This is a genomic window from Methylobacterium organophilum, assembly GCF_022533465.1.
In the GTDB taxonomy this organism is placed as follows: Bacteria; Pseudomonadota; Alphaproteobacteria; order Rhizobiales; family Beijerinckiaceae; genus Methylobacterium; species Methylobacterium organophilum.
On the sequence record NZ_CP092848.1, the window covers coordinates 3104771 to 3130691 of the forward strand.

Annotated in this window: 25 protein-coding genes and 1 tRNA gene; 13 read left to right on the top strand and 13 right to left on the bottom strand. The window is 70.5% G+C overall.

Annotated features, from left to right (window positions below):
- Nucleotides 1-11: 11 nt before the first annotated feature.
- The 7 genes from MMB17_RS14500 to MMB17_RS14530 all read right to left on the bottom strand — a co-directional run bounded on the left by MMB17_RS14500 (nt 12) and on the right by MMB17_RS14530 (nt 4308).
- The gene (locus tag MMB17_RS14500) at nt 12-377 is read right to left on the bottom strand and encodes a hypothetical protein (RefSeq protein ID WP_017483159.1); all 366 of its coding nucleotides are present in this window, start codon (nt 375-377) and stop codon (nt 12-14) included.
- 2 nt (nt 378-379) lie between these two features.
- A complete protein-coding gene (locus MMB17_RS14505) occupies nt 380-1201 on the bottom strand; it encodes a metallophosphoesterase (protein ID WP_017483160.1) in 822 nt (273 codons plus the stop codon).
- Nucleotides 1202-1223: 22 nt separating this feature from the next.
- A complete protein-coding gene (locus MMB17_RS14510; RefSeq protein ID WP_017483161.1) occupies nt 1224-1565 on the bottom strand; it encodes a hypothetical protein in 342 nt (113 codons plus the stop codon).
- On the bottom strand, nt 1558-1788 hold the full coding sequence (locus MMB17_RS14515) for a hypothetical protein (protein ID WP_017483162.1): 231 nt from the start codon (nt 1786-1788) through the stop codon (nt 1558-1560). Before MMB17_RS14515 ends, MMB17_RS14510 begins: the two co-directional genes overlap by 8 nt.
- Nucleotides 1775-2005 carry a hypothetical protein gene (locus MMB17_RS14520; protein WP_017483163.1) on the bottom strand — a complete coding sequence of 77 codons (231 nt, stop codon included), beginning with the start codon at nt 2003-2005 and terminating at the stop codon, nt 1775-1777. Before MMB17_RS14520 ends, MMB17_RS14515 begins: the two co-directional genes overlap by 14 nt.
- Before the next feature lie 14 nt (nt 2006-2019).
- The gene (locus tag MMB17_RS14525) at nt 2020-3600 is read right to left on the bottom strand and encodes an AAA family ATPase (protein WP_017483164.1); all 1581 of its coding nucleotides are present in this window, start codon (nt 3598-3600) and stop codon (nt 2020-2022) included.
- A 108-nt stretch (nt 3601-3708) separates the two neighbouring features.
- Nucleotides 3709-4308, bottom strand: a complete 600-nt coding sequence (locus tag MMB17_RS14530; RefSeq protein ID WP_003601494.1) for a hypothetical protein — start codon at nt 4306-4308, stop codon at nt 3709-3711.
- A 328-nt stretch (nt 4309-4636) separates the two neighbouring features.
- On the opposite strand from MMB17_RS14530, the gene MMB17_RS14535 reads away from it, so the two are divergent.
- From MMB17_RS14535 to MMB17_RS14545, 3 genes are read left to right on the top strand one after another with little or no spacing between them, the layout of a single operon-like run.
- Nucleotides 4637-4924 carry a hypothetical protein gene (locus tag MMB17_RS14535; RefSeq protein WP_003601495.1) on the top strand — a complete coding sequence of 96 codons (288 nt, stop codon included), beginning with the start codon at nt 4637-4639 and terminating at the stop codon, nt 4922-4924.
- Nucleotides 4917-5279, top strand: coding sequence for a hypothetical protein (locus MMB17_RS14540; RefSeq protein WP_003601496.1), 363 nt, complete (start codon nt 4917-4919; stop codon nt 5277-5279). Before MMB17_RS14535 ends, MMB17_RS14540 begins: the two co-directional genes overlap by 8 nt.
- Nucleotides 5280-5291: 12 nt before the next feature.
- Nucleotides 5292-5591: a hypothetical protein gene (locus tag MMB17_RS14545; protein ID WP_003601498.1), complete on the top strand. Its 300-nt coding sequence runs from the start codon at nt 5292-5294 to the stop codon at nt 5589-5591.
- Between the two features lie 319 nt (nt 5592-5910).
- Here MMB17_RS14545 and MMB17_RS14550 read toward each other — a convergent pair.
- Together MMB17_RS14550 and MMB17_RS14555 are read right to left on the bottom strand one after the other, a co-directional pair.
- Nucleotides 5911-5986 (bottom strand) — tRNA-Lys (locus MMB17_RS14550).
- Nucleotides 5987-6094: 108 nt separating this feature from the next.
- On the bottom strand, nt 6095-7645 hold the full coding sequence (locus MMB17_RS14555; RefSeq protein ID WP_241099226.1) for a 2-isopropylmalate synthase: 1551 nt from the start codon (nt 7643-7645) through the stop codon (nt 6095-6097).
- Nucleotides 7646-8056: 411 nt separating this feature from the next.
- On the opposite strand from MMB17_RS14555, the gene MMB17_RS14560 reads away from it, so the two are divergent.
- On the top strand, nt 8057-8383 hold the full coding sequence (locus MMB17_RS14560; protein ID WP_241099228.1) for a hypothetical protein: 327 nt from the start codon (nt 8057-8059) through the stop codon (nt 8381-8383).
- Between the two features lie 104 nt (nt 8384-8487).
- On the top strand, nt 8488-11718 hold the full coding sequence (locus tag MMB17_RS14565; protein WP_241099229.1) for a PAS domain-containing protein: 3231 nt from the start codon (nt 8488-8490) through the stop codon (nt 11716-11718).
- A gap of 52 nt (nt 11719-11770) precedes the next feature.
- Here MMB17_RS14565 and MMB17_RS14570 read toward each other — a convergent pair whose 3' ends face one another.
- The 4 genes from MMB17_RS14570 to MMB17_RS25415 form a co-directional block, all read right to left on the bottom strand.
- Nucleotides 11771-13789, bottom strand: a complete 2019-nt coding sequence (locus MMB17_RS14570) for a family 2A encapsulin nanocompartment cargo protein cysteine desulfurase (protein WP_241099230.1) — start codon at nt 13787-13789, stop codon at nt 11771-11773.
- Nucleotides 13776-15167: a family 2B encapsulin nanocompartment shell protein gene (locus MMB17_RS25270; RefSeq protein WP_276518033.1), complete on the bottom strand. Its 1392-nt coding sequence runs from the start codon at nt 15165-15167 to the stop codon at nt 13776-13778. The genes MMB17_RS14570 and MMB17_RS25270 overlap by 14 nt, the downstream gene beginning before the upstream one ends.
- A 484-nt stretch (nt 15168-15651) precedes the next feature.
- A complete protein-coding gene (gene cysE, locus MMB17_RS14585; RefSeq protein ID WP_238312447.1) occupies nt 15652-16533 on the bottom strand; it encodes a serine O-acetyltransferase in 882 nt (293 codons plus the stop codon).
- Nucleotides 16534-16547: 14 nt separating this feature from the next.
- Nucleotides 16548-16859, bottom strand: coding sequence for a hypothetical protein (locus MMB17_RS25415; protein ID WP_420847270.1), 312 nt, complete (start codon nt 16857-16859; stop codon nt 16548-16550).
- 166 nt (nt 16860-17025) lie between these two features.
- Here MMB17_RS25415 and MMB17_RS14595 point away from each other — a divergent pair, with 166 nt between their 5' ends.
- The 8 genes from MMB17_RS14595 (at nt 17026) to MMB17_RS14630 (ending at nt 25910) form a co-directional block, all read left to right on the top strand.
- Nucleotides 17026-17469, top strand: coding sequence for a protein tyrosine phosphatase family protein (locus MMB17_RS14595; protein WP_241099231.1), 444 nt, complete (start codon nt 17026-17028; stop codon nt 17467-17469).
- A complete protein-coding gene (locus MMB17_RS14600; protein WP_238312445.1) occupies nt 17466-17882 on the top strand; it encodes a YeeE/YedE family protein in 417 nt (138 codons plus the stop codon). Before MMB17_RS14595 ends, MMB17_RS14600 begins: the two co-directional genes overlap by 4 nt.
- Nucleotides 17879-18337, top strand: coding sequence for a DUF6691 family protein (locus MMB17_RS14605; RefSeq protein WP_241099232.1), 459 nt, complete (start codon nt 17879-17881; stop codon nt 18335-18337). The genes MMB17_RS14600 and MMB17_RS14605 overlap by 4 nt, the downstream gene beginning before the upstream one ends.
- A 312-nt stretch (nt 18338-18649) precedes the next feature.
- Nucleotides 18650-19000, top strand: coding sequence for a septal ring lytic transglycosylase RlpA family protein (locus MMB17_RS14610; protein ID WP_241099233.1), 351 nt, complete (start codon nt 18650-18652; stop codon nt 18998-19000).
- 124 nt (nt 19001-19124) lie between these two features.
- Entirely contained in the window at nt 19125-19439 is a 315-nt protein-coding gene (locus tag MMB17_RS14615) for a polyhydroxyalkanoic acid system family protein (protein WP_241099234.1), read from the top strand.
- A gap of 382 nt (nt 19440-19821) precedes the next feature.
- The gene (locus MMB17_RS14620; RefSeq protein WP_241099235.1) at nt 19822-21639 is read left to right on the top strand and encodes an ABC-F family ATP-binding cassette domain-containing protein; all 1818 of its coding nucleotides are present in this window, start codon (nt 19822-19824) and stop codon (nt 21637-21639) included.
- Nucleotides 21640-22089: 450 nt separating this feature from the next.
- Entirely contained in the window at nt 22090-23769 is a 1680-nt protein-coding gene (locus tag MMB17_RS14625) for a porin (protein ID WP_238312440.1), read from the top strand.
- Nucleotides 23770-23984: 215 nt separating this feature from the next.
- Nucleotides 23985-25910: an OmpA family protein gene (locus tag MMB17_RS14630; protein ID WP_241099236.1), complete on the top strand. Its 1926-nt coding sequence runs from the start codon at nt 23985-23987 to the stop codon at nt 25908-25910.
- The last annotated feature ends 11 nt before the right edge of the window (nt 25911-25921 follow it).

Consider the following 25921-nt stretch of genomic DNA (forward strand, 5'->3'; position numbering starts at 1 on the left):
GAAACGATCGCTTAGTCGCCCGTCCCGAGGTCGGCGGTCCCCGAGGCGCATGCCTTCGTGTTGGCGGCGAGCTCGCCGTTCGGGAACAGAACCAGACGGCCGAGGCGCCCGACGTCGACCATCACCATCCCCATGGACAGCACCGCGACGCCTCGCGCCGTGCGCGCCGACCACCGCCCCGTCCGGGTGTCACGGATCTCGCACCGTACCCGCACGCGCCACTCGCCCGGCGCCGCTCGCTTAAAATCCAGCCCCGTCGTCACGTTGAGGGGGCCGCGGCGCTCGACCGTCCCAGCGGACCACAGGGCCTGATCCATGACGCCGGCGCTTGCCGGAGCGGCCGCCACGAGGGCGACCACGAGACTGATGGCGCGCATGCTCAGATCTCCACCACGAGGGCCGGATCCCAGCCCGGGTTCTCGATCTCCTGCGAGGGCGCCCGGTGGCGGGATCCCGCGCTCTCGGTGACGTAGCCGCGGGGGTTCGCGACGATCCGCGTGCCGCCGACGACGTAGTCACGGCACTCGTGGATGTGGCCGTGGATCCAGAGCGCCGGCGCGTGCGATCCCTCCAGGATGGCGCTCAGGTCGGAGGCGTAGGCCGCGTCGAGAGGCGTCCGCCAGCCGCCGCCGCGCAGGCTCCGCTCGTGCGGGGCGTGGTGCGTGACGACGACGGTCGGACCCGCGTACGGCTCCGCCAGCGCGGTCTCGATGCGGCGGCGCTGCTCGCGATGCAGGCTCCCGGAGACGCGCGGCAGGAACGCGCTGTAGTCCCGCGGCCCGCGCCGCCACTTGATCCGCCGGACGTCGCGCATCCCGCCTGCCCGAACCGCCCCCTCAGACGTTGCGCGGGCCCGCTCCTCGGGTCGCAGGTCCCAATCCGTCCAGAGGGTCGCGCCGACGAACCGGACCCCAGCGAGCACGACCGTCTCGCCCTCGACGAGCAGGTGGATCCCGGCGGCGGCCGCCAGTTCGCGCGCCTCGGCGACCTCGCGCTGGTACGTGCAGCGCCAGAAATCGTGGTTGCCGGGCACGTAGACGACGGGCCCCGGGAAACGATCCCGCAGCCACGGCAGGACGCGGTCGCAGAGCTTCTCGGACACGTCCCCGGCGATGACCGCGACGTCGTGCGGCGGCGGGTCGAGATCGAGTGGGCAGACGTCGAGATGCAGGTCCGAGAGGACCCATAGGCGCGCGGTCATGGCGGGAATCCTCCGGCCGGCGCTAGAGGAGCGCCCAGGCCGTTCCGTTGCTTGTGAATACGATCAGTCTACAGGCCAATACTTGATGAAACCCTGGGCGCACCGTGAAAACCTCGGCGTGCCAGGGGCTGTAGCCGACCTCGACGGCGCCCTCGGGGACGCCGGCGAAATCGGTGCGGCTGCCTCGCGCGACCGCATGGACCGACCGGACGCCGGTGCGCAGGCACGCCGCCCGGCCGCCGGGCTGCACCACCAGCCGCACGTCCCGCAGCGCGATCTCGGGGACGTGCGCGACGACGCGGCCGCCCTCGCGCACCGACCAGCAGCCGCCCGCGCGCCGGAGGTTGCGGTAGACGTCAGTCATCGAGGGGCGGCACGGGCAGGGGCGCGAACGCCATCGCCACGTTCTCCGCCTCCGCGGCGACGGCGGCCGCCTCGGCCGGGGACAGCATGCCGGCCCGGACGAGCCTGCCGGCGCGCAGGACGCGGGCGCGGAGCCCCCTGCCGGAGAGCGGGCAGATGCGCCCGCTCTCCCACGCCGCCTTGATCCGCGCGGCCGCCGCGGCGACGGGATCACCGGGGCTCACGGCGCGCCTCCTGCAGGTGCGGGAGGCCGAGGGCCCCGTTGAAGGCCTTGTTCGCCGCCACCAGGGCCTCGGGCCCGGTGATGGCGCGCTGGTCCGCGAGGCGGATGACGTGGAGCATGTAGGCCTCCATGCCCTGCGCCGCCTCGGGGTGGACGGTACCCGCGGCACGGTGGGCGCGGAGGGTCGACAGCAGGTAGTCGAGGACGGGAGCGTGCATGTCCTGTCCTCCCGTCAATGCCGCGGACCATGGGCGCGGCTGTCGAGGCAGACCGCGACGCATGCCGTGAGCTCCCGGAGAGAACCGCCGCGCCAAAATGCCCGCAGGCTCTCCATCTCGGCCGCGTCGAGGACGGCCTCGGACGGGTGCATGCCCCGCTCGCGGCAGAGCGCCTCCGCTATCTGAGGCGCGAGGGCAGCGAGGTGCTCCCGGCCGGGACGCGGCACGTGGATGATGCGGCAGCGGTCCCGGAGCGGGCCGGCGACGCGCGCGAGCTCGTTCGCCGTGATGACGTACGAGACGGGCGACAGGTCGACCTCGCACTCCAGGTAGACGTCGTATAGCCGGCGCGCTGAGGTCGATTCGAGGTACGGCAGCAGCGTCGAAACGAGGCTTCCGTTGTGGTCCCCCGTCGCCGCCTTGTCCCCCTCGTCAATCACCACGAGCACGTTGGCGCGCCCCACCCGCCGGATGGCCTGCAGCGGGACGCTCGCGCGGCCCGTGTGGTAGGCCCGGGACGTGCCGCCGAACATCCCGTCCGCCACTCCGCCCGCGCCATAGAGCGTCGACGGCAGGCCCAGGATCTCGCCGAGCGCGAGCGCGGCGGACGTCTTCCCGGAGCCGGGCGGCCCGACGAGCAGCAGCGGCCGGACGCGGGCGTAGGGCGCCCCGACGAGATCGCCGGCGACGGCGTCGGCGAGGGCCGGTGCCCACGGCACGCGCCGCAGTAGGGCGGCGTGGACGGCCTGCGGGTCCGGCGCCGGCGTGACGGGCAGGACACGGTCGGCGACGTCACGGAACTCCGCCCGCGGGCCCGCCCGCGTGTCCGCGAGGTGCGTCAACGGCCCCGCCACCCGGACGCCGGCCGGGGGCGCCGCCTCGGCCTCTCCCAGGTCGAGGGGGTCGAAATCGGGGTCGCGCGGGTCCGCGCCCGTGTCGTCGCGGACCGGGCCCCTCCGGACCGCGCCCCGGAGGGCGGAGCGGCTCTCGCCCCGGTCTAGCGCCGCCCAGAACCGCGTGACCTCGGCCTCGGCGAGGAGCTCCTGGCCCGCTCGCTCGCGCAGGACGGCGCGGTGGACGGGCTGCTGGGGATCGTGCGTGCCGAGCAGGTTCTGATGCGCCACGTACGAGAGCTCGGTGCGCGTAAGCATCAGAGCCCATCGCTCGCAGTCGTCGAACGAGCCGCCCAGCGAGACGTCGGCCTCGTGCATTGCCCGCACGGCGCAGTCATAGTCACCGAGCCACGCGGCACTCAGCCGGCAGCGCGAGGCATGCTCCCGGCAGTCCTCGCGCACCGCCTTCGTGAGCCGGGTGTCGGCGGCGGCCTCGGCGAACGCCTCTGCCAGCGCGGCGGCGAGGGGCGCGGTGACGGTGCCCTCGTCGAGCGCGGCCAGGGCGTCGCGCAGGCCGCGGGGGAGCCCGTCCCGCCGGAGCGAGCGCGACCACGCCAGGAGGTCGGCCCCGGGGTGATTCCAGTACAGGGGCCAGCCGTCTAGGAGCTGGCGGAGGGTGGCGGGGAAGGTGACGGTGTCGGGGGGCGTGGACGCGTCGCGCTGCGCCCGGGCGCGCTGAGCGCGCCGGATCTCGTCGGTCATCGGATCCCTTTCCGGAGACGCCCCGTGTATCACCGCGGGCGTGCTATGAGGTCCTGCTCGCCGGCTTAGGCCGCACGTGACAGGCCCCCTTGGATACCGCGCGACTCGTTAAGATTTTGTCTCTAGCCCGAGGCGGATACGTCGAGCCAGGTCGGTCTCCTCGCGGATCTCCTCGACGAGGCCCTGGGCCGCGCGCAGGACGCCATGGAGCCGGCGGTCGAGGTCCTCGCGGTCGCTGTGCGAGAGCACGCCGGACCGGTGGTGCTCCTCATCGTCGCTGCCCATCTCGTCCCATACCGTTGCGACGGCGAGCAACTGGTACCCGACGGCGCGGGGGTGGTCGACGTACGCGGCGGACCCGAGCAGCTTCAAGACGGGCGTGGGCAGACCGAACTTGATGATCCGGTCGCGCTGGGCCGTGCGCTGCCCGAGCCGCGTCACGGCGACGAGGGGCGCGACCCACAGGTCGCCCCACAGCCTATTCGCCGCCGCCACGACCGCCCGCAACAGTGCCTCGGCGAGCACGGCATGCTCGACCGGCCGGCCGTCGACATAGGCCTGCCTGCCCTCGTACGAGAGGACCGCGCCCATCGTGGGGACGCGGCGGGTGAGCTTCGCCAGGCCGACCGACCCCACGCGGCCGACCGGTGTCCCTGGGATCCGGGGATCCTCGGGGACGGGGCAGAGCAGGATCTCCTCGATGTCCATCAGACCGTCCAGAGCGTAAAGTAGTGGACCACCACGAGGAGGCGGCCATGGTTAACACGGTCGCCGACGCCGGAGGCCGAATGGTTCGTATACGCGACATCGCGGGGATGGGGCGGTCCGGATGTCGCGTATAGAGGCCACTCTCGGAATCGCATGGTTAACGCGGTCGCCGACGTCGGCCGCCGGGCAACTCATATAGCTAGGGTCGGGCGCCCTAGGCCCCCGGATAACTCATTTACGAGTTCATCCAGACCCCTCACCGCCGTCAACATGGTTACCGCAACCGGCGGCAGGACCCCTGTTCCCGGCCCGCGCCGAGGGTAGCCTGATGGGCATGAAGAAGGCGCATCCCATCCGCTGCCGGGCGCTCGCCGCCCGCCGTGCCCGTCCCTACGACCCGTTCATCGACGGCGACATCCGCCCGAGGATCCCGGGGCTGCCCAGCTTCGAGCCGCTCGAACTCGTCGCGCTGCCAGCCGGCGAGGCCGCCACGCCGCCGGCGTCCGGGATGCAGTTCGACGCCGAGGGCAACCCGACCGCCTACGTCATCCCATTGGATCCGCCGGCCCGCACCCGCGACGCCGACCTTCCCGCCGTGGGGTCCTTCCATGGCTGAGATGACCTACGAGGAGTGCATCCGCGCCACCATGGCCCGCATGTGCGCCTCCCTCGACCTCTCCTGCGAGGAGGTGATGGCCGAGCGCGACCGTGACAAGCGCGAGCGCCTGCGGCGGATCTGGCGGGAGATGCAGGACCTCGCGAGCACGAGGGCGGCCGCCCTGTCGCCAGGCGCGGTGACCTACTCGGTGGGCAGCACGGACAAGAAGCTAGCCCGCGAGCTGGCGCGCCGGCTCGACAGCGGCCGCCCGTTCACCCCGCGTCAGTGCCAGGTCGCCGCCTACCTGGCATGGCGCTACCGCCGCCAGATCTCGGGGCGCATCGTTCCGGGCGGCCCAGTCGCGAAGCCGTAGGGGCCGCAACGCATGAAGACCTCGATGTACGACTTCTTCCTCTCGCGCGCCGACGGCGCCCACATCGCGGCGTGGCAGATCGGGGATCGGACGGTCTCGGAGGATGAGGCCCGGCGCCGGCTCTCCATCATCGAGCTCTCGTCGGAGGACTGGGTGAACCCGGAGGGGGGCGAGCCGGGGGACCGTGACGACCTCGACATGGAGACATTCGGCGCGCAGGCTTGGACCGCCGAGCGGGTGCTCTTCACCATCGGCACATACGAGGGCGGCATGTGGGTCTACGGCGCTCCGCGCCATCCCCGGACACGGTGACCTGACGGGCCCAAGCGGTTACGAATCGCTCGGCTTGAGAGACCCTGGCCGCGCGGTTCCCGTGCACGGCGGCCGCGCCCCGGCCGGGGGGCTTGCCGCGGCATGAGAGGGGTCCCCGGCGCGAACCGGGGCCCCTTCTGATTTCACACGAGCGAGGGAATGCCGGGGCCGGACGGGGGAATTCATCCGAGCGTCTGAACCTCGGGCGGCCGCCCCACCGGTGTAGCGCGTCCCCGCCCAAACCCCGCCCAAGGCCCGGAAACGACAAAGGCGCCCCGGGGGCGCCTTGCGGAAAAACGTTTATTCTGTGGGGGTTATTTGGTGGGCGCACTAGGGTTCGAACCTAGGACCCGCTGATTAAGAGTCAGCTGCTCTACCAACTGAGCTATGCGCCCATCGCCTTTTCGGCGATGCCGGGGTGGCCACCAGTCCGCCCCGGAACGAGGCGGCTGATACCAATGCCGGCGGGGGCTGTCCACCCCCGCCGGCATGATTTTCGTCGGCTATTCGGCCGCCGCATGCTGGGCATGCAGGCGGACGCTGGTGGCCGACAGCTTGTTGAGCGCCGAGAGATAGGCCTTGGCCGAGGCGACCAGGGTGTCCGGATCGGCGCCGCGGGCGGTCATGGAGCGCTCGCCCGCCTTCAGGCGCACGGAGACCTCGGCCTGGGCGTCGGTGCCCTCGGTGACGGCGTGGACCTGATAGAGTTCGAGCTTGGCCTCGTGGGGCACCAGCGCGTGGATGGCGTTGAACACCGCGTCGACCGGCCCGTTGCCGTCGGCCTCCTCAGTGAAGAAGCGGCCGTCCATCTCGATCTTCAGGGTGGCGCGCTGCGGGCCGCGGGTTCCGGCGATCACCGAGAGCGAAACCAGACGGATGCGGTCGTGGGCGGTGGCGAGATTCTCGTCCACCAGCGCCTCGATATCCTCGTCGTAGACGTGCTTCTTGCGGTCGGCCAACGCCTTGAAGCGCTCGAACACGTCCTGGAACTGGTTATCGGCGAGGTTCAGGCCCAGCTCCGTCAGCTTGGTGCGGAAGGCGGCCCGGCCCGAATGCTTGCCCATCACCAGCGAGGTCTTGGTGAGCCCGACCGAAGCCGGAGTCATGATCTCGTAGGTCTCGGAATGCTTGAGCATGCCGTCCTGATGGATGCCGCTCTCGTGGGCGAAGGCGTTCCGGCCGACGATGGCCTTGTTGTACTGCACCGGGAAGTTCGTCGCGTGGGAGACGAGCTTCGAGGCGCGGGTCAGCATCGTGGTGTCGATGCCGGTCTCGAAGGGCATCACGTCCGCGCGGGTGCGGATCGCCATCACGATCTCTTCCAGGGCCGCGTTGCCCGCCCGCTCGCCGATGCCGTTAATGGTGCACTCGACCTGCCGGGCGCCGCCCTCGACACCGGCCAGAGAGTTGGCGATCGCGAGGCCGAGGTCGTTGTGGCAATGGACCGAGAAGACGGCCTTGTCCGCGTTCGGCACGCGCTCGCGCACCTGCCGGAACATGGCGCGGTACTCGTCCGGCGTGGCGTAGCCTACCGTATCGGGCAGATTGATGGTGGTGGCACCGCATGTGATCGCCGCCTCGACGCAGCGGCACAGGTAGTCGATATCCGTGCGGGTCGCGTCCATGGCCGACCATTCCACGTCCTCGACGAGGTCGCGGGCCTGGGTCACGGTCTTGTGGATGATCTCGATCACCTCGTCCTGCGTCTTGCGCATCTGATGGGCGAGGTGGATCGCCGAGGTCGAGACGAAGGTGTGGATGCGCCCGCGCTGGGCCTGCCGCACGGCCTCGCCGGCGCGGGCGATGTCGGCGGGGATGGCGCGGGCCAAGCCCGCCACGGTGGCGCGCTTGGTGCGCCGGGCGATCTCGGCCACGGCCTCGAAATCGCCGTTCGAGGCGATGGGGAAGCCGGCCTCGATGATGTCGACGCCCATCATGTCGAGCAGCTCGGCCACGGCCAGCTTCTCGTCGAGGGTCATGGTGGCGCCCGGGCATTGCTCGCCGTCGCGCAGCGTCGTGTCGAAGATGACGACGCGGTCCTTGGTGCTGCTCATAACTCTCGTCTTCCTTCTCACGGCGCGCTCGACGGTCACGGAGCGGCGCCGAACCCTTGGGATCGGTGGCTGCGAGACGACATCCCCTGAGAGCCCAGGCACATGCCCGGACGGCCCTCAGGGGCGGCTAAGGAGAAGGCGGGCGAGGGTCAGAGGCGCGCACGCGGACGCGGCCGCGAAAGCGGCGCCTCCCGTCGTCAGCGCTGAGCCGGCACAGGCCACGGCTCGTCCTCTTCTCGTCGGGCCGCCAAGCGCGGACCCGGATTCGGGGATTTATCTACCGACGCGCCCTGCCTGTGACAAGTCGGCGACGATCGATTGACCGGCCCGGGCCGCCGGGCGCAGAACGCCGCCGGAGACAAGCTTCGCCGTTTGTCCCGATCACCGCTCCAACGCGCTGGGAAAACCGCCGTGCCGCCATTCCGCCCGGGCCTTCTCGCCGTCCTGCTCGCCGTGCCGCTCTGTGCCTGCCAGTCCAGCGCACCGCCGCCCGCGGCCATCGCCGCCGCGACGCCGGCGCTGCCCCCGCTTCCGCCGGAGGGGAGCGGCTGCGCGCCCACCATCGCCCGCACCAAGGCGATCGTCGCCAGCGACCTCGCCACCGGCAATCTGAACGATCCGGTCGCCAAGCGCTTCGATGCCGATCTCGACGCCGCCGCCGCGGCCTGCGCCGCCGGCCGCTCGGCGGAGGCCCTGCACCTGCACGCCGCCGCCAAGGCCCGCTACGGCTACCGGTAGATCGAGCGCACGCTTCGCTTGTCGGTTGTGCTCCCCTGTCGTTATGGGGAGACCATGACCGAGGACGCCGCGACCGCCCTCCCGCCCGCGGGACACGACGCTCCGTGAACGACGCCCTTGCCTTCCTGGCCGGGGGCGGCGAGGCCGCGCGGCTGATCCGCGAGCGCGACTGGACCGATCATCCCCTCGGGTCGCCCGAATCCTGGCCCGAGGGCCTGCGCGTCGCCCTCTCCCTGGTCCTCAACTCGCCAGAGAGCATGATCCTGGCCTGGGGCCCGGAGCTGCATTTCTTCTTCAACGACACCTACATCCCGCTGCTCGGGCCGCGGATCTCCTGGGCCATGGGCGAGCGCTTCGACCGCGTCTGGGCCGATGGCTGGGACCAGGCCAAGCCGATCATCGACGAAGCCTTCGCCGGGCGCAGCCGGCGCTTCGTCGACCTGCCCTGGAAGCTCGACACCGATCGCGGCGCCGCCGACACCTGGTGGACCTTCTCCTATTCCCGCATCCTCGATGCCGCGGGCGCCATTGCCGGCCTGTTCATCTTCACCAATGAGACGACGGCCCGGGTGCTCGGCGATGCGGCCCTGCGCGAGAGCGAGGAGCGCCTGCGCCTCGTCGTGGAAGGCGCGAAGGACCACGCCATCCTGACCACCAATCCCGGCGGCATCATCACGAGCTGGTCCGCCGGGGCGCTGGAGGCTTTCGGCTGGCGCGCGGAGGAGGCGATCGGCCAGCCCTGCGCCATCCTGTTCACGCCGGAGGATCGGGCGAAGGGCGCCGACGTGCGCGAGCTTGCCACCGCCGCCCGGGACGGGAAGGCGGATGCGGCGCGCTGGTATGTCACGAAGTCCGGCGCGCAGGTCTACGTGACGGGCTCGGTCCATCCGCTACCGCAGGACGCGCAGGGCCGCGAGCGCGGCTTCATCAAGGTCGCCCGCAACGAGACCGAGCGTCAGCAGGCGGAGCGCCGTCTGCTCAAGGAGGTCGAGCGCCAGCGTCTCAGCCTGCAGCAGATGCCGGGCTTCGCGGCCCTGCTCGCCGGCCCCGACCACGTCTTCGACTACGTCAACGACGCCTATCTCGCCGTCGCCGGGCAGCGCGACTTCATCGGCCGCTCCGTGCGCGAGGTCTTTCCCGAGCTCGAGGGGCAGGGCTTCTTCGAGCTGCTCGACCAGGTCTATGCCAGCGGCGAGCGCTACACGGCCCGGGGCATGCCGGTCAGCCTCAGCGGCGACGCGTCCCCGCGCTACATCGACCTGCTCTACGAGCCGATCCGCGACGATGCGGGCGACGTGATCGGCATCTTCGTCGGCGGCTACGACATCACGGAAGCCATGCGCATCGCCTCGGCGCTGGCCGACAGCGAGGCGCGCTACCGCACGCTGTTCAACTCGATCGACCAGGGCTTCTGCATCATCGAATTCCTCGACGGCCCGCACGGGCCGCTGAGCGACTACGTGCATGTCGAGGCGAACCCCGCCTATGCCGCCCATGCCGGCATCAGCGACGTGGTCGGCCAGAAAGTACGGGAGATGGTGCCTGACGAGGCCGGCGGCTGGGTCGAGCTCTACGGTAAGGTGTTGCGCACCGGCGAGCCGATCCGCTTCGAGCGGGAGCTCGTCGCCACCGGCCGGCACCTGGAGCTCTCCGCCTTCCGGGTCGAGCCGGAGAGCCGGCGGCAGGTTGCCGTGCTGTTCCAGGACGTGACCGCCCGCAAGCGGGCGGAGACCGAGCTGCACCAGCTCAACGACAATCTGGAGCGGCGCGTCACGGAGGCGCTCGCCGAGCGCAAGCTCTTCGCCGACCTCGTGGAAGGCACGGATGCCTTCGTGCAGGTGGTCGCCCCCGATTACCGCTGGCTCGCAGTCAACAAGGCCGCGGCGGACGCGTTCGAGGAGATCTACGGGGTTCGGCCGAGCGCCGGCCTGTCGATGCTCGACCTTCTCGCCGACCTGCCGGAGCATCGAGACGCCGTGGAGGCGGTCTGGAGCCGCGCGCTCGCGGGCGAGGAATTCACGGAGATCGCCAGCTTCGGCGATCCGAACCGCGAGCGGCGCCATTACGAGATGAAGTTCAGCGTGCTGCGCGAGCCCGACGGCACGCTACTCGCCGCCTACCAGTTCGTCCACGACGTGACCGAGCGGATCCGGGAGCAGGAACGGCTCCGGCAGGCCGAGGAGGCCCTGCGCCAGTCGCAGAAGATGGAGGCGGTGGGCCAGCTCACCGGCGGCATCGCCCACGACTTCAACAACCTGCTCGCCGGCATCTCCGGCTCCCTAGATCTGATGCAGACCCGCGTCAGCCAAGGCCGGCTCAAGGACATCGACCGCTACATGACGGCGGCGCAGGGCGCGGCCAAGCGGGCGGCGGCGCTGACGCATCGGCTGCTGGCTTTCTCCCGCCGCCAGACCCTCGACCCGAAACCCACCGACGTGAACCGGCTGGTGGCCGGCATGGAGGACCTGATCCGGCGCAGCGTCGGCCCGGGCATCACGGTCGAGGTGGTCGGCGCGCCGGGTCTCTGGGCGGTGCTGGTCGATCCGCCGCAGCTCGAGAACGCCCTGCTCAACCTCTGCATCAACGCCCGGGACGCCATGCCGGAGGGCGGGCGCATCACCATCGAGACCGCCAACCGCTGGCTCGACGACCGGGCCTCCCGGGAGCGCGACCTGCCCACCGGGCAGTATCTCTCGCTCTGCGTCTCCGACAGCGGCACCGGCATGGCGCCGGAGGTGATCGCCAAGGCCTTCGACCCGTTCTTCACCACGAAGCCCCTCGGGCAGGGCACCGGCCTGGGCCTGAGCATGGTCCACGGCTTCGTGCGCCAGTCCGGCGGCCAGGTGCGGATCTATTCCGAGCTCGGGCAGGGCACCACGGTCTGCCTCTACCTGCCCCGCCATTACGGCGAGGTCGGCGCCGAGGACGGGATCCCGCATCTCTCCGACGCGCCGCGGGCCCAACAGGGCGAGGCGGTGCTCGTCATCGACGACGAGCCGACCGTGCGCATGCTCGTCACCGAGGTGCTGGAGGATCTCGGCTACACGGCCATTGAGGCGGCGGATGGCCCCTCCGGGCTGAAGGTGCTGCAATCCGATCTGCGGATCGACCTGCTCATCACCGATGTCGGGCTGCCCGGCGGGATGAACGGCCGGCAGGTCGCCGACGCCGCCCGGGTGACGCGGCCGGAGCTGAAGGTGCTCTTCATCACCGGCTATGCGGAGAACGCCGCCGTGGGCAACGGCCATCTGGAACCCGGCATGCAGGTCATGACGAAGCCCTTCGTCATGGAGGCCCTGGCCGCCCGGATCCGCGAGATGATCGAGGGCGCATGACAAAAGGGCGCCCGCGAAGCAGGCGCCCTTCCGTGTCGAAGCTGCGGCGGCGTCAGTGCCGCGGCAGGGTCTGCAGCGCCCTGAGGAAGACGTCGACGTCGTCCCGGTTGTTGTAGAAGGCGAGCGAGGCGCGCACCGACTGATCGACGCCGAAGCGGCGCAGGGCCGGTAGGGCACAGTGATGGCCCGAGCGCACCGCGATGCCGTGGGCGTCGAGGTGATGGGCGATGGTCTCGTTCTCGAGCCCGTCGATCACGAAGGACATCACGCTCGCCTTGTTCCGGGCGGTGCCGATGAGGCGCAGGCCCTTGATCTCGGCGAGGCCGGCTTGCGCGTATTCGAGCAGATCGTGCTCGTAGGCCGCGATGCCGGGAAGGCCGACGCTCTCCAGGTAGTCGAGGGCCGCGCCCAGGCCGACCGCCCCGGCGATGTCCGGCGTGCCCGCCTCGAACTTCTCCGGAGCGCCCTTGTAGACGGTCTTGGAGAAGGTCACGTCCTCGATCATGTGGCCGCCGCCCTGCCAGGGCGGCATCGCCTCGAGTAGGTGCTTCTTGCCGTAGAGCGCACCGATGCCCGTCGGCCCGAACACCTTGTGGCCGGAGAAGACCACGAAGTCGGCATCCAACGCCTGCACGTCGATCGGGATATGCGGGGTGGACTGCGCGGCATCGACCAGAACCGGCACGCCATAGGCATGGGCCAGGGCGATGATCTCCCGGACCGGGTTCACCGTGCCGAGCGCGTTGGCGACATGCGTCACCGAGACGATCTTGGTGCGGCCCGAGAGAAGCGCGGCGAACTGCTCGAAGATGATGTCGCCGTTGTCGTCCACCGGGATCACCCGGATCGTCGCGCCGGTCGCCTGGGCCAGGAGCTGCCAGGGCACGATGTTGGCGTGGTGCTCGATCGTCGAGACGATGATCTCGTCCCCCGGGCCGATATGGGCCCGCCCGTAGGAATTGGCGACGAGGTTGATGCCTTCCGTCGTGCCGCGCACGAAGACGATGTCGTCCTTGCTCGGGGCGTTGAGGAAGCGGCGGGTCTTCTCGCGGCCGCCCTCGAACAGGTCCGTGGAGCGCGCGGCGAGCGTATGCGCGGCCCGGTGGATGTTCGAGTTGTGGCGGCCGTAGAACTCGCTCGTCGCGTCGATGACCGATTGCGGCTTGTGGGTCGTGGCCGCGTTGTCGAGCCAGACGAGGCGATGGCCGTTCACGCTCTGGTGGAGCGCCGGGAAGTCCTTGCGGACATGCTCGACGTCGAAGGGCGCGGCGACCGGGCTCGACCCGTGCGAGGTCACCCGCGGGGCGGGGCCGGCATGACGGGAGGGTTCGACCCGCGGCTGGGCCGCGGCTTTCTTGCCCCGGGTCGGCGCCGAGGCCGGGCCCAGGAAGTAGTAATCGCCCATGCCCGCGGGCTCCGGCACGCGCGAGAGGCGGCCGGTGCGCGCGAAGCTCTCCTGCGCCTCGTCCTTGCCGGCCCTCGAAGGGTCGAGAGGGACGAGATGAGGCGCCAGCGCATGGGCGAAGCCGTTGGCGCGGGGATGGTCGGCCGCGATCTGGCGGTGCAGATCGGGACCGCCCGGAAGCCCGGCCGCGACCTCCGGCAGGCTCGGCACGAAGAACTCGGGCAGCCGCGGCTGGCCCGGAAAGGGATGCACCGGCGGGATCGCCGAAACGTCGAGCAGATTCGCGCCCGCCGGGGCCGGGGTGGCGCCGATGGGATTGGCGTAGGACGGCCCGGTCAGGCCCGGCAGGCCGACCGGCGGCGCGCCGAAGGAGCGGGCCGCCTGCGCCGAGGCGTCGGGCTGGTAGCCCGCCGGCAGGGCGCCCGAGGGGGCCGAGGGCGTGCCGAGATTGGCGCCGGGCAGCGCAGGCTGCCCGGGTCCGGTGGTGAGGGTCTCGAGCCCCTGCGGGGCTTGAGGCGTCTGCGGCAGGTGGGGCTGGAACGGCGCACTCGCCGCCTGACCCTGGCCGTAGATCTCGCGGGCGAGACGCCCGACGAGATCCGCATGAGCGAGGTCGCCAGCGCTGCCTGTGGGAAGGCCGATCGCCGGCGCCTCAGGCGTAGTCATGGTAGTTTCCCAGCAGCACGTTATCGAGGCGGGCGATGGCGTCCTCGACCAGAACCGCGGCCGAGAAGTAGCGGGTCACCAGATGCGAGGCGATCGAGTGGTCGTTGGTGCCCGCGTAGCGCACCGACAGGCCGGGCTCGATCTCGCCGGTGACGCCGGTCTTCTGCAGGCCGACCACGCCCTGCTCGCCCTCGCCGACGCGCAGCAGCAGGATCGAGGTGGTCTGGGCGCCGGTGACCGGATCGATGTCGATCGGCAGCTTGTCGCTCGGCACCAGCGGCACGCCGCGCCAGGTGATGAAGGGCGCGCCGAACAGGTGGACGACGACCGGCGGCACGCCGCGGCGGGTGGCCTCGCGGCCGAAGGCGGCGATGGCGCGGGGATGGGCCACGAAGAAGGCGGGCTTCTTCCAGACCAGGGTCAGCAGCTCGTCGAGATCGTCCGGGGTCGGCGGGCCCGAGCGGGTCGGGATGCGCTGGCGGCCGGAGACCTCGTTCAGGAGGCCGAACTCGGAATTGTTCAGGAGCTCCCACTCCTCCCGCTCCTTCACGGCGTCGACCGTGAGGCGGATCTGCTCGCGGAGCTGGTCGATCTCGTTGGAGTAGAGATCGGTCACGCGGGTATGGGTGTTGAGGATCGTCTGGATCGTCGAGAGGTGATACTCGCGCGGATCGGTCTCGTAGTCGACGAAGGTGGTCGGCAGGCGCGGCTCGCCGGCATGGACCGCCAGAAGCTCGATGCCCTGTTCGCCGTGGGAGTTGGTGTGCCCCTTCAGGCGATCACGCTCCTCGCGATACTGGCCGATGCGCGAACGGATGCCCTCCTCCTCGATCGCGGCGCGGTCGAGGGTGAGCAGCGTCACCGCCGAGAGCGCCTTCACGGCCGGGGCCGGGCCGGTCTCGCCGAGGAGATCGGCGTCGCCGAAATAGTCGCCGCGGGTGGCGAGCCCCTGGCGCAGGCGACCCTTGTAGGGGCCCGACAGGGTCAGCTCGACGGTGCCGTCGGCCACCACCACGAGGCTGCGGCCCGTGGAGCCCTCCTCGGCGATGGTCTCGCCGGCCTTGTGCTTGCTCTCGGTGAACTTGCCGGCCAGCGCAGCGAGATCGGCATCGCCCAGGCGGCTGAACAGCGGCACGGCGCGGAGCGAGCCGGGACGGATGGCGCGGCCCTTGTCCTCGGTGGCGAGATCGACGCGGCCGGGCTTGGCCAGCACCACGGCCCGACGGTTGACGCGGTACACACCGCCAGCGACATCCACGAAGGGCAGGAGCCGCAGGAGCCAGCGCGGCGTATTGGCCGCGTTCTGGACCGACGTAACGGTCGCAGTCGCTAGATTGCGCGCGGCGGAGGCGCTCACGCTCAGGCCGGGTCCACTCATCTGTCGTCGTCTCCCTTTAGATCTCGATTCGTCATCATGGCCGGCACGCATGCGGAAACCCTCGACACGGCGACATGCCCGTATCGGAGCCGCGCTCTATTGCGAACGCGTCCGGCCTGAACTTGTGAATGCTTTTTCTCCGAGGCCGCGACTTGTGTCGGCTTCGCGAGGTGATGGGAAGCTAGGCCCGCCCCTCAACATGGGTCAATAGGAACTTTTTTCTTATTGCAGCGGATTTGTAAAAAATCCTCCTGCGTTGCCGGCCAATGGAGGTATTTGATTCTAATAATTATTATCGAAGTAGAATTACATTCTAAATTACGCAGTTCGCGCAGAGAACTTGGTATGGAATTCTCATTCCGGCGCGCGGAAGCGCGCAGCAAGCCTGCCGCCGGTGGTCGCCGAACGGCGGCGTGCCCTTTCCGGAACGATCGCGGCCCAAAGCGCCACGACGCCGCCGGTAGCCCGGTTCATACGGGACAGCTCAGATGCCCTCGCCGTAACCGACGAAGGACTGGTCCATGGTCTGGGCCGGTTCCTCGTCCTTCGACAGGCGCGAGACCACGCGCGCCGGTACGCCCGCCACAGTGGTGTGGGCGGGGACCTCGTGGAGGACCACCGCGGCGGCAGCCACCTTCGCCCCCTCGCCGACCCGGATGTTGCCGAGCACCTTGGCCCCGACGCTCAGGAGCACGCCGCGCTCGATCTTGGGATGGCGGTCGCCGCTCTCCTTGCCGTTGCCCCCCAGCGTGACCGATTGCAGAATCGAGACATCGTCGGCCACCACCGTGGTCTCACCGATCACGACGCCGGTGGCGTGGTCGATGAACACGCCCGATCCGATCCGCGCCGCCGGATGGATGTCGCAGCCGAACACTTCGGAGATGCGGCTCTGAACGTGCAGGGCGAGGGTCGCCCGGCCCTGGTGCCAGAGCCAGTGGGCCACGCGGTAGGCTTCGAGGGCGGCGAAGCCCTTGTAGAACAGGAAGGGATCGAGATAGCGCCGGCAGGTCGGATCCCGCTCGCGGATCGCCACCAGGTCGCGGACGGCCCGGGCGGAGGCTTGCGGATCCGCCTCGAAGGCCGAGAGGCAGAGGTCGCGCATCGAGAGGCGGGAGAGGTCGCCATCTCCGAGGCGGTGGGCCAAACGATAGGCGAGGGCGCCGGAGAGGCTGCGCTGGTCGAGCACCGTCGCCTGGACGAGACCCGCATAGAGCGGCTCCTCGATCAGGGCCGCCTCGGCCTCCGACCGCAATTCCTGCCAGACATCGGCCTCCGCCGTGCTGTGATGCGTCGCCCGGAGGGGCCGGGGCAGGATCCCGGCTCCGCCCTCGAAACCTGTGGCGGCGGGCTTGGCGGCGGCCATGGGTTCGTCCGCCCTCAATTCACGCGGCGGAAGACGGTCGGCAGGTATTCCTGCAGCGTCTCGTGCCCGTCGAACTTCACGTCGACGGTTGGCGCGCGGCCATAACCCGTCCGGATGCCGACCACCCGCCCCTTGGCGTTGCGCCAGATCCCAAGGGTCTCCGCCAGGTCGAGCCGCGCGAACACCACCGCGTCGCCGGGTTTCATGCCGTGTCCCGTCACCGTGTTCTCCCGATGATTCTCGCCGATCTCCGATGCCCTGCCTGGGGTGCCGGAGGAGGAAGGAAGTCTTTTCCAAGTCCGTTCTTCGTGAGGGAAGACTTCCATCGTGCCGTGTCCCTACCCTAGCAAAATTTTCGCTAAGTCATTGTTATAGCTGCATATTTATGGAGGACACGGCGCTTTGCAAGCCTTGTTTCGCCGGGCTCGGCGCGCTACCCCGCTGGGACACCGCTGGACCGGACACCCCGCGCCGACGGACGGGACGGACGCCATGACGCGCAGGATCATCGACGAGAAACTCTCCGTGGGAGGCCAGCCGAGCCTCGCGGAGATTGCGGCTCTGGGCGGGGAGGGCGTCACGCTCCTCATCAACAACCGGCCGGACGGGGAGACGCCGGGCCAGCCCGGCGGCGCGGCGGAACGGGCGGCCGCGGAAGGGGCGGGGCTCGCCTATCTCGATCTGCCGGTGACCCGCGAGACGATCACCCGCGCGGCGATCGAGCGCTTCCACGCGGCGGTGACCGGCGCCCCCGGCCCGGTCTTCGCCCATTGCGCCGGGGGCACCCGCTCGCTCACCCTCTGGGTGCTGGGCGAAGTGCTGGCCGGCAAGCTGCGCCGCGAGGACATCCCGGCCTATGCCGCGCGGCACGGCTACGACCTTTCCGGCGCCCTGCGCTGGCTGGAGGCGAACGACGCGGTGGGCGGCCCCCGATGAGCGCCTATCTCCCCGCCCTCGCCGGCGGCGCCCTGATCGGCCTCGCGGTGACGATGCTGCTTCTTCTCAACGGTCGGATCGCCGGCATCAGCGGAATCGTGGCGGGACTCGGCGAAGATCGCGGGGAGCGCCGGCTCACCGACATCGCCTTCGTGGCCGGCCTCGTGGCAGGGCCGCCGGTCTTCGCTCTCCTGACCGGCGCCTGGCCGCAGATGCGCTTCGTCGCCTCGCTCCCGGTGCTGGCACTCGCCGGCCTGCTCGTCGGCTTCGGCACCCGCCTCGGCTCGGGCTGCACCAGCGGCCACGGCGTCGCCGGGCTCGCCCGCCTTTCGCCCCGCTCCTTCGCCGCGGTCCTCACCTTCCTCGCGAGCGGCATGCTGACGGTCGCGCTGCTTCGGATCCTCTCTCCATGAACGCGGCCCTGCGCCTCGCCTCGGCGCTTGCCGCCGGCCTCGTCTTCGGCCTCGGCCTGTCTCTGTCGGGCATGCTCGATCCCACCCGGGTCCGCGGCTTCCTCGACGTGACCGGGGACTGGGACCCGACCCTGATCTTCGTGCTGGCCGGCGCGGTCATCGTCGCGACGCTCGGCTACCGCCTGTCGCGCCTTCTGACGCGCCCGGCCTTCGACGAAAGCTTCCAGATTCCGACCAACCGGCGCATCGACGTCCGGCTGATCGCGGGCTCCGCCGTGTTCGGCATCGGCTGGGGGCTGTCCGGCTTCTGCCCCGGCCCCGCGGTCGCCGCCCTGGCGAGCGCCGCCCTGCCGCCGGCGGTCTTCACCCTGGCCATGGCCGTCGGCATGGCCGGGTACCACTTCCTCGCGCGTAGGCCGGGCGGGGCATCGACCACAGGTCGAACCGCCCCCTGAGCCGATACGGCCAAGCTCGGCATCCGATGCAGGGCAGGTTCCCGCTCCGGGCAGGGCAAGCAGTCATTCCACAGGGAAAGCCGGCTACGAACCGACACCCCAGAATACTTGCCCGCAAGGTTTGAGACTTTCAGGCGCAGCTCGGGCGGCGCATTTCGCAAATAATCAATACATCGACACGGGACCGACCACGGGCCTGACAATATTACCCACCCACGCGCAGGGAACCCGACCGAAAATCCCTGTCGCATTTTGGCCGCCTTCAGCCTCGATTGCACCGCCCGCCAAAACAACAAGGGAATGCAATCGTAAATGAAGGTTGTCAGCTGGACCGTTGCCGCCCTCCTCGGAACCTCGTTCGCCGTCGGCGCGATGACGTCGACCGCGCAGGCTCGCGGTGGCAACGCCTCCTGGTACGCGAGCGGTCACCGCACCGCGAGCGGGGAGCGTTTCAATCCGAATGGCCTCACCGCCGCACACAGGACGCTGCCGTTCGGCACGCGGGTGCGGGTCACCAACCGCGCCAACGGGCGCTCCGTCGTGGTGACGATCAACGATCGCGGGCCGTTCGTGCGCGGCCGGGTGATCGATCTCGCCCGCGGCTCGGCCCGGGCCATCGGAATGAGCGGGACCAGCTACGTCTCCCTCAACGTGATGCATTGATGCGGCAGGGGCCGGCGGGATCGCCCGCCGGCCCGCCCTGCGCTTCCGGCGGTATGCACTTCCGGCCGGCATGCCCTAGTCTCTCGCCCAGGCCGCGTGGCGCGGCGCGTGGAGAGGCGTGACGATGGCGAAGCCGCTGGTGGTCGAAATCCCGCACGAGCTCGGGCGTGCCGAGGCCCGCCGCCGGATCGAGGGCGGCATGGAGAAGGCCCGCGCCTTCCTCACCAAGAGCGGCATCACCATCAAGACCCTGGAATGGGTCGGGGACCGGCTCGACTATTCGGTCTCGACACTGGGCCAGAGCGTCGACGGCTCCGTCGACGTACAGGACGACCGGGTGCGCCTGGAGGCCCGCCTGCCGATGCTGCTCGCGCTCTTCGCCGAGAAGGTCCAGGATTTCGTGGGCAAGGAAGGCACCAAGCTCCTGACCAAGAAGTAGCTCCCCCGCTGCGGGGACGCCGCTTCGGCGAAGCGCGTCCCGGCCGGAACCGCCTCCGCCGCCGGCTGTTCAACTTCGACGCTGACGTATCGAGACGCGTTTGGAGTTCCTGCTCATGGCGAATCCGGGCCCCATCCCCGAACAGCCCGTTCCGGCGCAACCCGTCCCCGACACGCCCTACGAGCCGCCGCAGGTTCCGCCGCCATCGGAGGCGCCCGAGATCCCCGGGAACGCGCCGGCCGATGTCCCGGGCCAAGCGCCGCCCGAGATCCCGACCGAGTCGCCCCCGGCCCCACCGACGCCGACCGGGCCCGCGAACCCGACGGCCTGAGGCGTCGGAGAGCGTTTGTTCGCGGAGGCCGGTGCTGCCATAAGCCCCGCCATGGCAGCCCCTCCGCTTCTCACCCTCCAGGACATCGCCCTCACCTTCGGCGGCACCCCGCTGATCGAGCAGGCCTCCCTCAGCATCGCCCCTGGGGAGCGGGCCTGCCTCGTCGGGCGCAACGGCTCGGGCAAATCCACCCTCATGCGGATCGCCGCGGGGCTGGTCGAGCCCGATCGCGGCGTCCGCTTCCTGCAGCCGGGCACCACGGTCCGCTATCTGGCCCAGGAGCCCGACTTTTCCGGCTTCGCCTCGAGCCTCGCCTTCGTGGAGGCCGGCCTCGCCCCCGGCGACGACCCGTATCGCGCCCGCTACCTGCTGGAGAGCCTCGGCCTGTCGGGAACCGAGGATCCGGCGCGCCTGTCCGGCGGCGAGGCGCGCCGCGCGGCGCTCGCCCAGGCGCTGGCGCCGGAGCCCGACATCCTGCTCCTCGACGAGCCCACCAACCACCTCGACCTGCCGGCGATCGAATGGCTCGAAGCCGAGCTGAAGCGGACTCGCTCGGCCCTCGTCCTGATCAGCCACGACCGGCGTTTCCTGTCCGCGCTGTCGCGGGCCACGATCTGGCTCGACCGCGGCGTCACCCGGCGGATCGAGCAGGGCTTCGAGAGCTTCGAAGCCTGGCGCGACGCCTTCTTCGAGGAGGAAGAGCGGGAGCGGCACAAGCTCGACCGCAAGATCGCCGCGGAGGAGGATTGGCTGCGCTACGGGGTCACCGCCCGGCGCAAGCGCAACGTGCGCCGCCTCGGCAATCTCCACGCCCTGCGCAAGGAGCGGAAGGAGGATCGCCGCCCGGTCGGCACCGTGACCATGGCCGCGACCGAGGGCGAGGCTTCGGGGACGCTGGTGGCGGAGGCCCGCAACGTCACCAAGGCTTACGGGGATCGGCGGATCGTCGACGGCCTGTCCCTGCGGGTGCTCCGCGGGGACCGTCTCGGCATCGTCGGACCGAACGGCGCCGGCAAGACCACCCTCATCAAGCTGCTGACCGGGGCGCTCCCGCCCGATTCGGGCGAGATCCGCCTCGGCACGAATCTCAGCATGGTCCATCTCGACCAGGCCCGGGCCAGCCTCTCGCCCGACATGACCGTCTCCGACGTGCTCACCGGGGGCCGCGGCGATTCGGTGATCGTCGGCGGCCGCAGCCGTCACGTGATCGGCTATCTCAAGGACTTCCTCTTCGCCCCCGAGCAGGCCCGCACGCCGGTGAGCGTGCTTTCCGGCGGCGAGCGCAACCGCCTGCTGATCGCCCGGGCGCTGGCCCAGGCCTCGAACCTGCTCGTCCTCGACGAGCCGACCAACGACCTCGACCTCGAGACCCTGGATCTGCTGCAGGAAATGCTCGGCGACTATGCCGGCACGCTGATCCTGGTGAGCCACGACCGCGACTTCCTCGACCGCGTGGTCGGCAGCGTGCTGGTGAGCGAAGGGGAGGGGCGCTGGGTCGAGTATGCCGGCGGCTACAGCGACATGGTCGCCCAGCGCGGCCGGGGCGTCGAGGCCCGCGCCACCTCGGTTCCGGAGAAGTCCGAGCCCCGCGCCCGCACGGAGAAGGCCGCGGAGGCCCCCTCCGCCGCGCCGCGCAAGCTCGGCTTCAAGGAGCAGCACGAACTCAAGACGCTGCCCGGCCGCATGGTCGAATTGGAAGGAACGGCGGAGAAGCTGCGCGCGATTCTGGCCGATCCGGGTCTCTATGCCCGCGACCCGGCGAGATTCGAGAAGGCTTCCGGATTGCTCGCGGCGGCAGAAGCCGAACTCGCGGCCGCCGAGGAGCGCTGGCTCACCCTCGAACTGCTGAAGGAATCGCTCGGGGGCTGAAGGACGCCGCCAGCGACGCCGGGTGGATACGTCCTCGGCCCGCGATTCTTCCATCCGGCCGCTGGCGCATGGACATCGCGCCGCCAGGAAGCAGGCTTGCCGCGGGCCAACAAGCTTCCACCCGGCGAAAAATACTTTGCCGGTTCTAGGATTCGGAGTGCGGTCTTCTTTGGGCGTCTGAAGATCGTGGCCTGGCTGCAACAGCGTGTCCGGAAGCCGGTTCGTGACACTTCGAAGACGCCGATGTTTGTTGCCTGAGCGTAACTGGTCGCCCATGGTGACTGCGCGGACGGAGCGCCAAGCTCCGACGCGGTTCGGCCAATGCCCGTGCGGGGAGGGCCAAACCTCCAAGGGAACACGAACGAAAACCGGGACGGCCCGCTGGGGGCGCCCACCGGTTGAAAACAACGTTCGATCCCATGGGTCTCGAAACTTCTGGAGGTTTCAACAATGAAGCTCGTCAAGAGCCTTCTTCTGGGATCGGCGGCGGGGCTGACCGTCGTTGCCGCGGCGCAGGCCGCCGACCTTCCCGTCAAGAAGGCAGTGCCGATCGAGTACGTCCGCGTCTGCACCGCCTACGGTGCCGGCTTCTTCTACATCCCGGGCACCGACACCTGCCTGCGCGTCTCGGGCCGTGCCCGCGCCGAATACGGCTACATCGGCAGCGACAGCCGCAACGTTTCCGGCGGCGGCGACCTCTCGGGCTTCACCGGCCTCGCGCGCTTCAACCTCGATGCCCGCACCCAGACCGGCTACGGCACGCTCCGCGCCTTCCTGCGTCTCGACGCGGCGAGCCGGACCGGCCACACCAAGCTCTCCTCCGGCACGAACCTGCGCGGCGCCTATGCCTTCTCCGGCACCGGCCAGGACCAGCTCGGCCGTGTCCAGAACTTCCTGAACGTCGACAAGGCCTTCGTGCAGTTCGCCGGCCTCACCGCCGGTCGCGCCTCGTCCTTCTTCGACTTCTACGCCCACGACTACGAGATCATCGGCTCGTCGCTCGGCTCCGACATGCCCTCGACGAACCTCCTCGCCTACACCCAGAAGATCGGTGAGGGCTTCTCCGCGACGCTGTCGATGGAAGACCCGAACTACCGCAAGAACCCGCTCTACTCCGACGCGGTCGGCGCGACCGCCCTCGTCCCGGGTCAGGCGGGCCTGAACAACGTCTTCACGACGGCCCCGACCCCGATCATCCTGGGCACCAACGCCGCCGGCAACGCGACGGCCGTGGCCTTCCTCGACGCCGTGCAGCGCTCGCGCATGCCCGACTTCGTCGGTTCGCTGCGCTACGACGCCCCGTGGGGTTCGGCCCAGATCTCGGGTGCGGTCAAGGACGTGAACGTCGGCGGCTTCATCAGCGGCTCCGGTATCTTCAACGCCACCCCCGGCACGGGCACGAACGCCGTCCTCAGCCAGCCTGCGGTCGCCACGCTGCTCGCCGCTCGCGGCATCTCCTCCACCGGCGCGCAGACCGAGTACGGCTGGGCGGTCCAGGGCGGTCTGAAGTTCAACCTGCCCTTCATCGCTCCGGGCGACGGCCTCTACCTGCAGGGTGCCTACGGCGAGGGTGCCTCGTTCTACACCGGCATCAACCGCTTCACCGCGGGCTACCTGAGCAACGCTGCCGTCTACACCGGCAACCCCTTCAACCAGTACCTGTCGGACGCGATCGTCAACCCGCTGACCGGCAAGATCGAGCTCTCCTCCAGCTTCACGGTGGTGGCCTCCTACCTCCACTACTGGGCTCCGGAGTGGCGTTCGGCCTTCTACGGCAGCTACGGCGAGATCTGGTTCCCGCAGGGCGCCCGCCAGGCTGTGAGCCTGGCTTCGAGCCTGATCGGTGCCAGCAGCGCCAACGCTCCGCCCTCCTTCGCCACCAACGCCACCGGCTACGCGCTCAGCCCCTCGCTGCGTGACACCAACCAGATCGTGACGGGCGCGAGCCTGATCTGGTCGCCGGTGAAGGACCTCGATATCGGCGTCGAGGGCCAGTACATCCGTACGGCCGTCAATGCCGGTCGCACCACCAACGCGGACAAGAGCCTCACCGTCGGCGGCCTCCCGGTCTACCCGAAGAGCAGCGAGGACGTGTACCAGGCCCGCTTCCGCGTTCAGCGCGACTTCTAAGAAAAGGATCCTCCCAGCGTGCTGGGAGGGCCCGGAACGGTTCGGGCCGCGTGTTCTGCACGCGGCCCCTCGAAAACCTCCAAGCCCGGCCATCGGCCGGGTTTTTTTATTCGTGAAATCCCTCCGGCGTCCCGAGCCTTCAAGATGCCGGAATGGGCGTGTTTCCTTCGCCTCCCCGCGTGCGCCCGTCGCGCCGGAGTTCCGAGGTCCCGCCGGTGCCCGCAGACTCCGCCCTCACCGAGAAAATCCGCCGGGCCGGCTGGCTCGTCGGGCTGCCCGGTCTCGCCCTGATCGCCGCGGCGAGCGTGGGATTTGGACAGGCGCGCGTGGCCGCCGAACTGCGCGAGGCCGCCGCCGGCCTCGTGCGCGAGACGGGGGAGGGGGTACCGGAGCCCTGGCTCCGGGTGGAGCCGCAGGGGCGGGATCTTGTCGCCCTCGGAGAAGCCCCCGACGCGGCCCTGCGCGCCTCGGTCCTCGCGCGGCTCGCGGTCCTTCCGGGATTGCGGCGCCTGATCGATAGGACCGGGCTGATCGAGGAAGCCTCGCCCTTCGTCTGGTCGCTCACCCGCGAGGCCGATGGGCGCATCGCGGCGAGCGGCAGCCGGCCGGCCGAGATCGGCGGGCATCTGCTGGCCGACCGGGTGATCGCCGAACTGCCCAGGGGCACCGTGCTGCAGGATGCGGCCCATGCCGCCCGGGGCGCCCCGCCCGACTTCGTCGAGGCGGCCCTGTTCGCCGCCCGGCAGATCGTCAAGCTGGAGCCCGGCGGTCGCGTCCGCCTGGGCGACACGACCCTGTCCATCGAGGGCGCCGCCGTCGACGGCGCGGCCTACGAGACCCTGCGCGCGACCGCGCTCACGCCGCCGAACGGCTTCGGCCTGGGCCCGCTCGCGATCCAGCCGCCGCGCACCGACGATTTCCGGCTCGCGGTCTCCCGCGGGGCCGAGGGAAGCCTGCGCCTCTCCGGCAACGTCGTCTCGGAGGCGGCGCGCGCAGAGCTCCTGGCAACCGCCGCCCAGGTCGCGGAGGGCGCTCCGGTCACGGACGAGACCCGCGCCGCCCGCGGATTGCCGGAGGGCGTCGATTTCACGGCGCTGGCCCGGACCCTGTTCGACCTCGCCACCCTCCTGCGACAGGGCGAAGCCAGCTTCGCCCAGGGACGCCTCTCGGTCGAAGGTGTCGCGATCGACGGTCAGGCTATCGGCGATGTGCAAAAGTGGCTAGCCGAGGGGCTCCCTGCCGGCCTGCAGGCGGGCAGCGTGCGGCTCTCGGCCCAGCCGGTCTCGCCCTACCGGATCCGGATCCGCCGGGAGGCCGAGCGCGTCCTCGTCAGCGGACATTTCCCGGACGGTCAGACCCGGACCGCGCTGCTCGATGCGCTCGGCGCCCGTTTCTTCCGGGAAGCGATCGTGGATCGCAGCCGCATCGCCGAGGGGGCGCCGCCGAATCTGCTGCGCACCCTGAAGAGCGCCATCGACCCCCTCTCGACCCTGGCCGAGGGCGAGCTCGCCCTCTCCGACACCGCCCTGCGCCTGTCCGGCCGCAGCCTCTACGCGCAGAGCGCCCGACGCATCGCCGAGACGCTGCCGCAGGCCCTGCCCGCTGGCTGGACGGCGAGCGTCGCCGTGGACGTCGCCGATGCGCCTCGGCGCTACGATGCCGCCACCTGCGCGCGCCTGTTCACGGAGCGCGTCTCCGGCCATGCCCTGCGCTTTGCCGCCGGCAGCGTCGCGCTGGAGCGGGATTTCTATCCGGTCCTTGATGCCCTGGCGGAGCTCGCCAAGGCCTGCCCGGAGGAGCGCGTCGAGGTCGCAGGTCACCCCGACGCCCCCGGCACGCCGCCGCCCAGCCCGCAGCCGCTTCCGGAAGCCAAGGCGGCGGAGACGAAGCCCGATCCCAAGAAGGCGGAAGCCGGCAAGACGACGCCGGGGAGCAAGGCCGCCAAGGGCGTCAAGGACAACAAGAAGGCGGCGGAGAAGAAGCCCGAGCCGGCCGAACCGCCGGTGGATCTGCCGCGCCAGCGCGCCCTCGCCATCCTCGATTATCTGCAGAAGGCCGGGGTCCCGGCCGACCGGCTCGTCGCGGCCTCCGGCGCCGCACCGGACGGGCGCCAGAGCGTCAGCCTCGGCCTGCGCTCGTAACGAACACCGAC

What these genes read in the sequence shown, in the direction of transcription:
- MMB17_RS14505 (WP_017483160.1), bottom strand. Translation starts at nt 1,201, where the DNA reads ATGACCGCGCGCCTATGGGTCCTCTCGGACCTGCATCTCGACGTCTGC.
- MMB17_RS14510 (WP_017483161.1), bottom strand. Translation starts at nt 1,565, where the DNA reads ATGACTGACGTCTACCGCAACCTCCGGCGCGCGGGCGGCTGCTGGTCG.
- MMB17_RS14605 (WP_241099232.1), top strand. Translation starts at nt 17,879, where the DNA reads ATGAACGCGGCCCTGCGCCTCGCCTCGGCGCTTGCCGCCGGCCTCGTC.
- MMB17_RS14500 (WP_017483159.1), bottom strand. Translation starts at nt 377, where the DNA reads ATGCGCGCCATCAGTCTCGTGGTCGCCCTCGTGGCGGCCGCTCCGGCA.
- MMB17_RS14620 (WP_241099235.1), top strand. Translation starts at nt 19,822, where the DNA reads ATGGCAGCCCCTCCGCTTCTCACCCTCCAGGACATCGCCCTCACCTTC.
- MMB17_RS14535 (WP_003601495.1), top strand. Translation starts at nt 4,637, where the DNA reads ATGGGCATGAAGAAGGCGCATCCCATCCGCTGCCGGGCGCTCGCCGCC.
- MMB17_RS14595 (WP_241099231.1), top strand. Translation starts at nt 17,026, where the DNA reads ATGACGCGCAGGATCATCGACGAGAAACTCTCCGTGGGAGGCCAGCCG.
- MMB17_RS14555 (WP_241099226.1), bottom strand. Translation starts at nt 7,645, where the DNA reads ATGAGCAGCACCAAGGACCGCGTCGTCATCTTCGACACGACGCTGCGC.
- MMB17_RS14530 (WP_003601494.1), bottom strand. Translation starts at nt 4,308, where the DNA reads ATGGACATCGAGGAGATCCTGCTCTGCCCCGTCCCCGAGGATCCCCGG.
- MMB17_RS14615 (WP_241099234.1), top strand. Translation starts at nt 19,125, where the DNA reads ATGGCGAAGCCGCTGGTGGTCGAAATCCCGCACGAGCTCGGGCGTGCC.
- MMB17_RS14625 (WP_238312440.1), top strand. Translation starts at nt 22,090, where the DNA reads ATGAAGCTCGTCAAGAGCCTTCTTCTGGGATCGGCGGCGGGGCTGACC.
- MMB17_RS14570 (WP_241099230.1), bottom strand. Translation starts at nt 13,789, where the DNA reads ATGACTACGCCTGAGGCGCCGGCGATCGGCCTTCCCACAGGCAGCGCT.
- cysE (WP_238312447.1), bottom strand. Translation starts at nt 16,533, where the DNA reads ATGGCCGCCGCCAAGCCCGCCGCCACAGGTTTCGAGGGCGGAGCCGGG.
- MMB17_RS14545 (WP_003601498.1), top strand. Translation starts at nt 5,292, where the DNA reads ATGAAGACCTCGATGTACGACTTCTTCCTCTCGCGCGCCGACGGCGCC.
- MMB17_RS14610 (WP_241099233.1), top strand. Translation starts at nt 18,650, where the DNA reads ATGAAGGTTGTCAGCTGGACCGTTGCCGCCCTCCTCGGAACCTCGTTC.
- MMB17_RS14525 (WP_017483164.1), bottom strand. Translation starts at nt 3,600, where the DNA reads ATGACCGACGAGATCCGGCGCGCTCAGCGCGCCCGGGCGCAGCGCGAC.
- MMB17_RS25415 (WP_420847270.1), bottom strand. Translation starts at nt 16,859, where the DNA reads ATGGAAGTCTTCCCTCACGAAGAACGGACTTGGAAAAGACTTCCTTCC.
- MMB17_RS14520 (WP_017483163.1), bottom strand. Translation starts at nt 2,005, where the DNA reads ATGCACGCTCCCGTCCTCGACTACCTGCTGTCGACCCTCCGCGCCCAC.
- MMB17_RS14600 (WP_238312445.1), top strand. Translation starts at nt 17,466, where the DNA reads ATGAGCGCCTATCTCCCCGCCCTCGCCGGCGGCGCCCTGATCGGCCTC.
- MMB17_RS14540 (WP_003601496.1), top strand. Translation starts at nt 4,917, where the DNA reads ATGGCTGAGATGACCTACGAGGAGTGCATCCGCGCCACCATGGCCCGC.
- MMB17_RS25270 (WP_276518033.1), bottom strand. Translation starts at nt 15,167, where the DNA reads ATGAGTGGACCCGGCCTGAGCGTGAGCGCCTCCGCCGCGCGCAATCTA.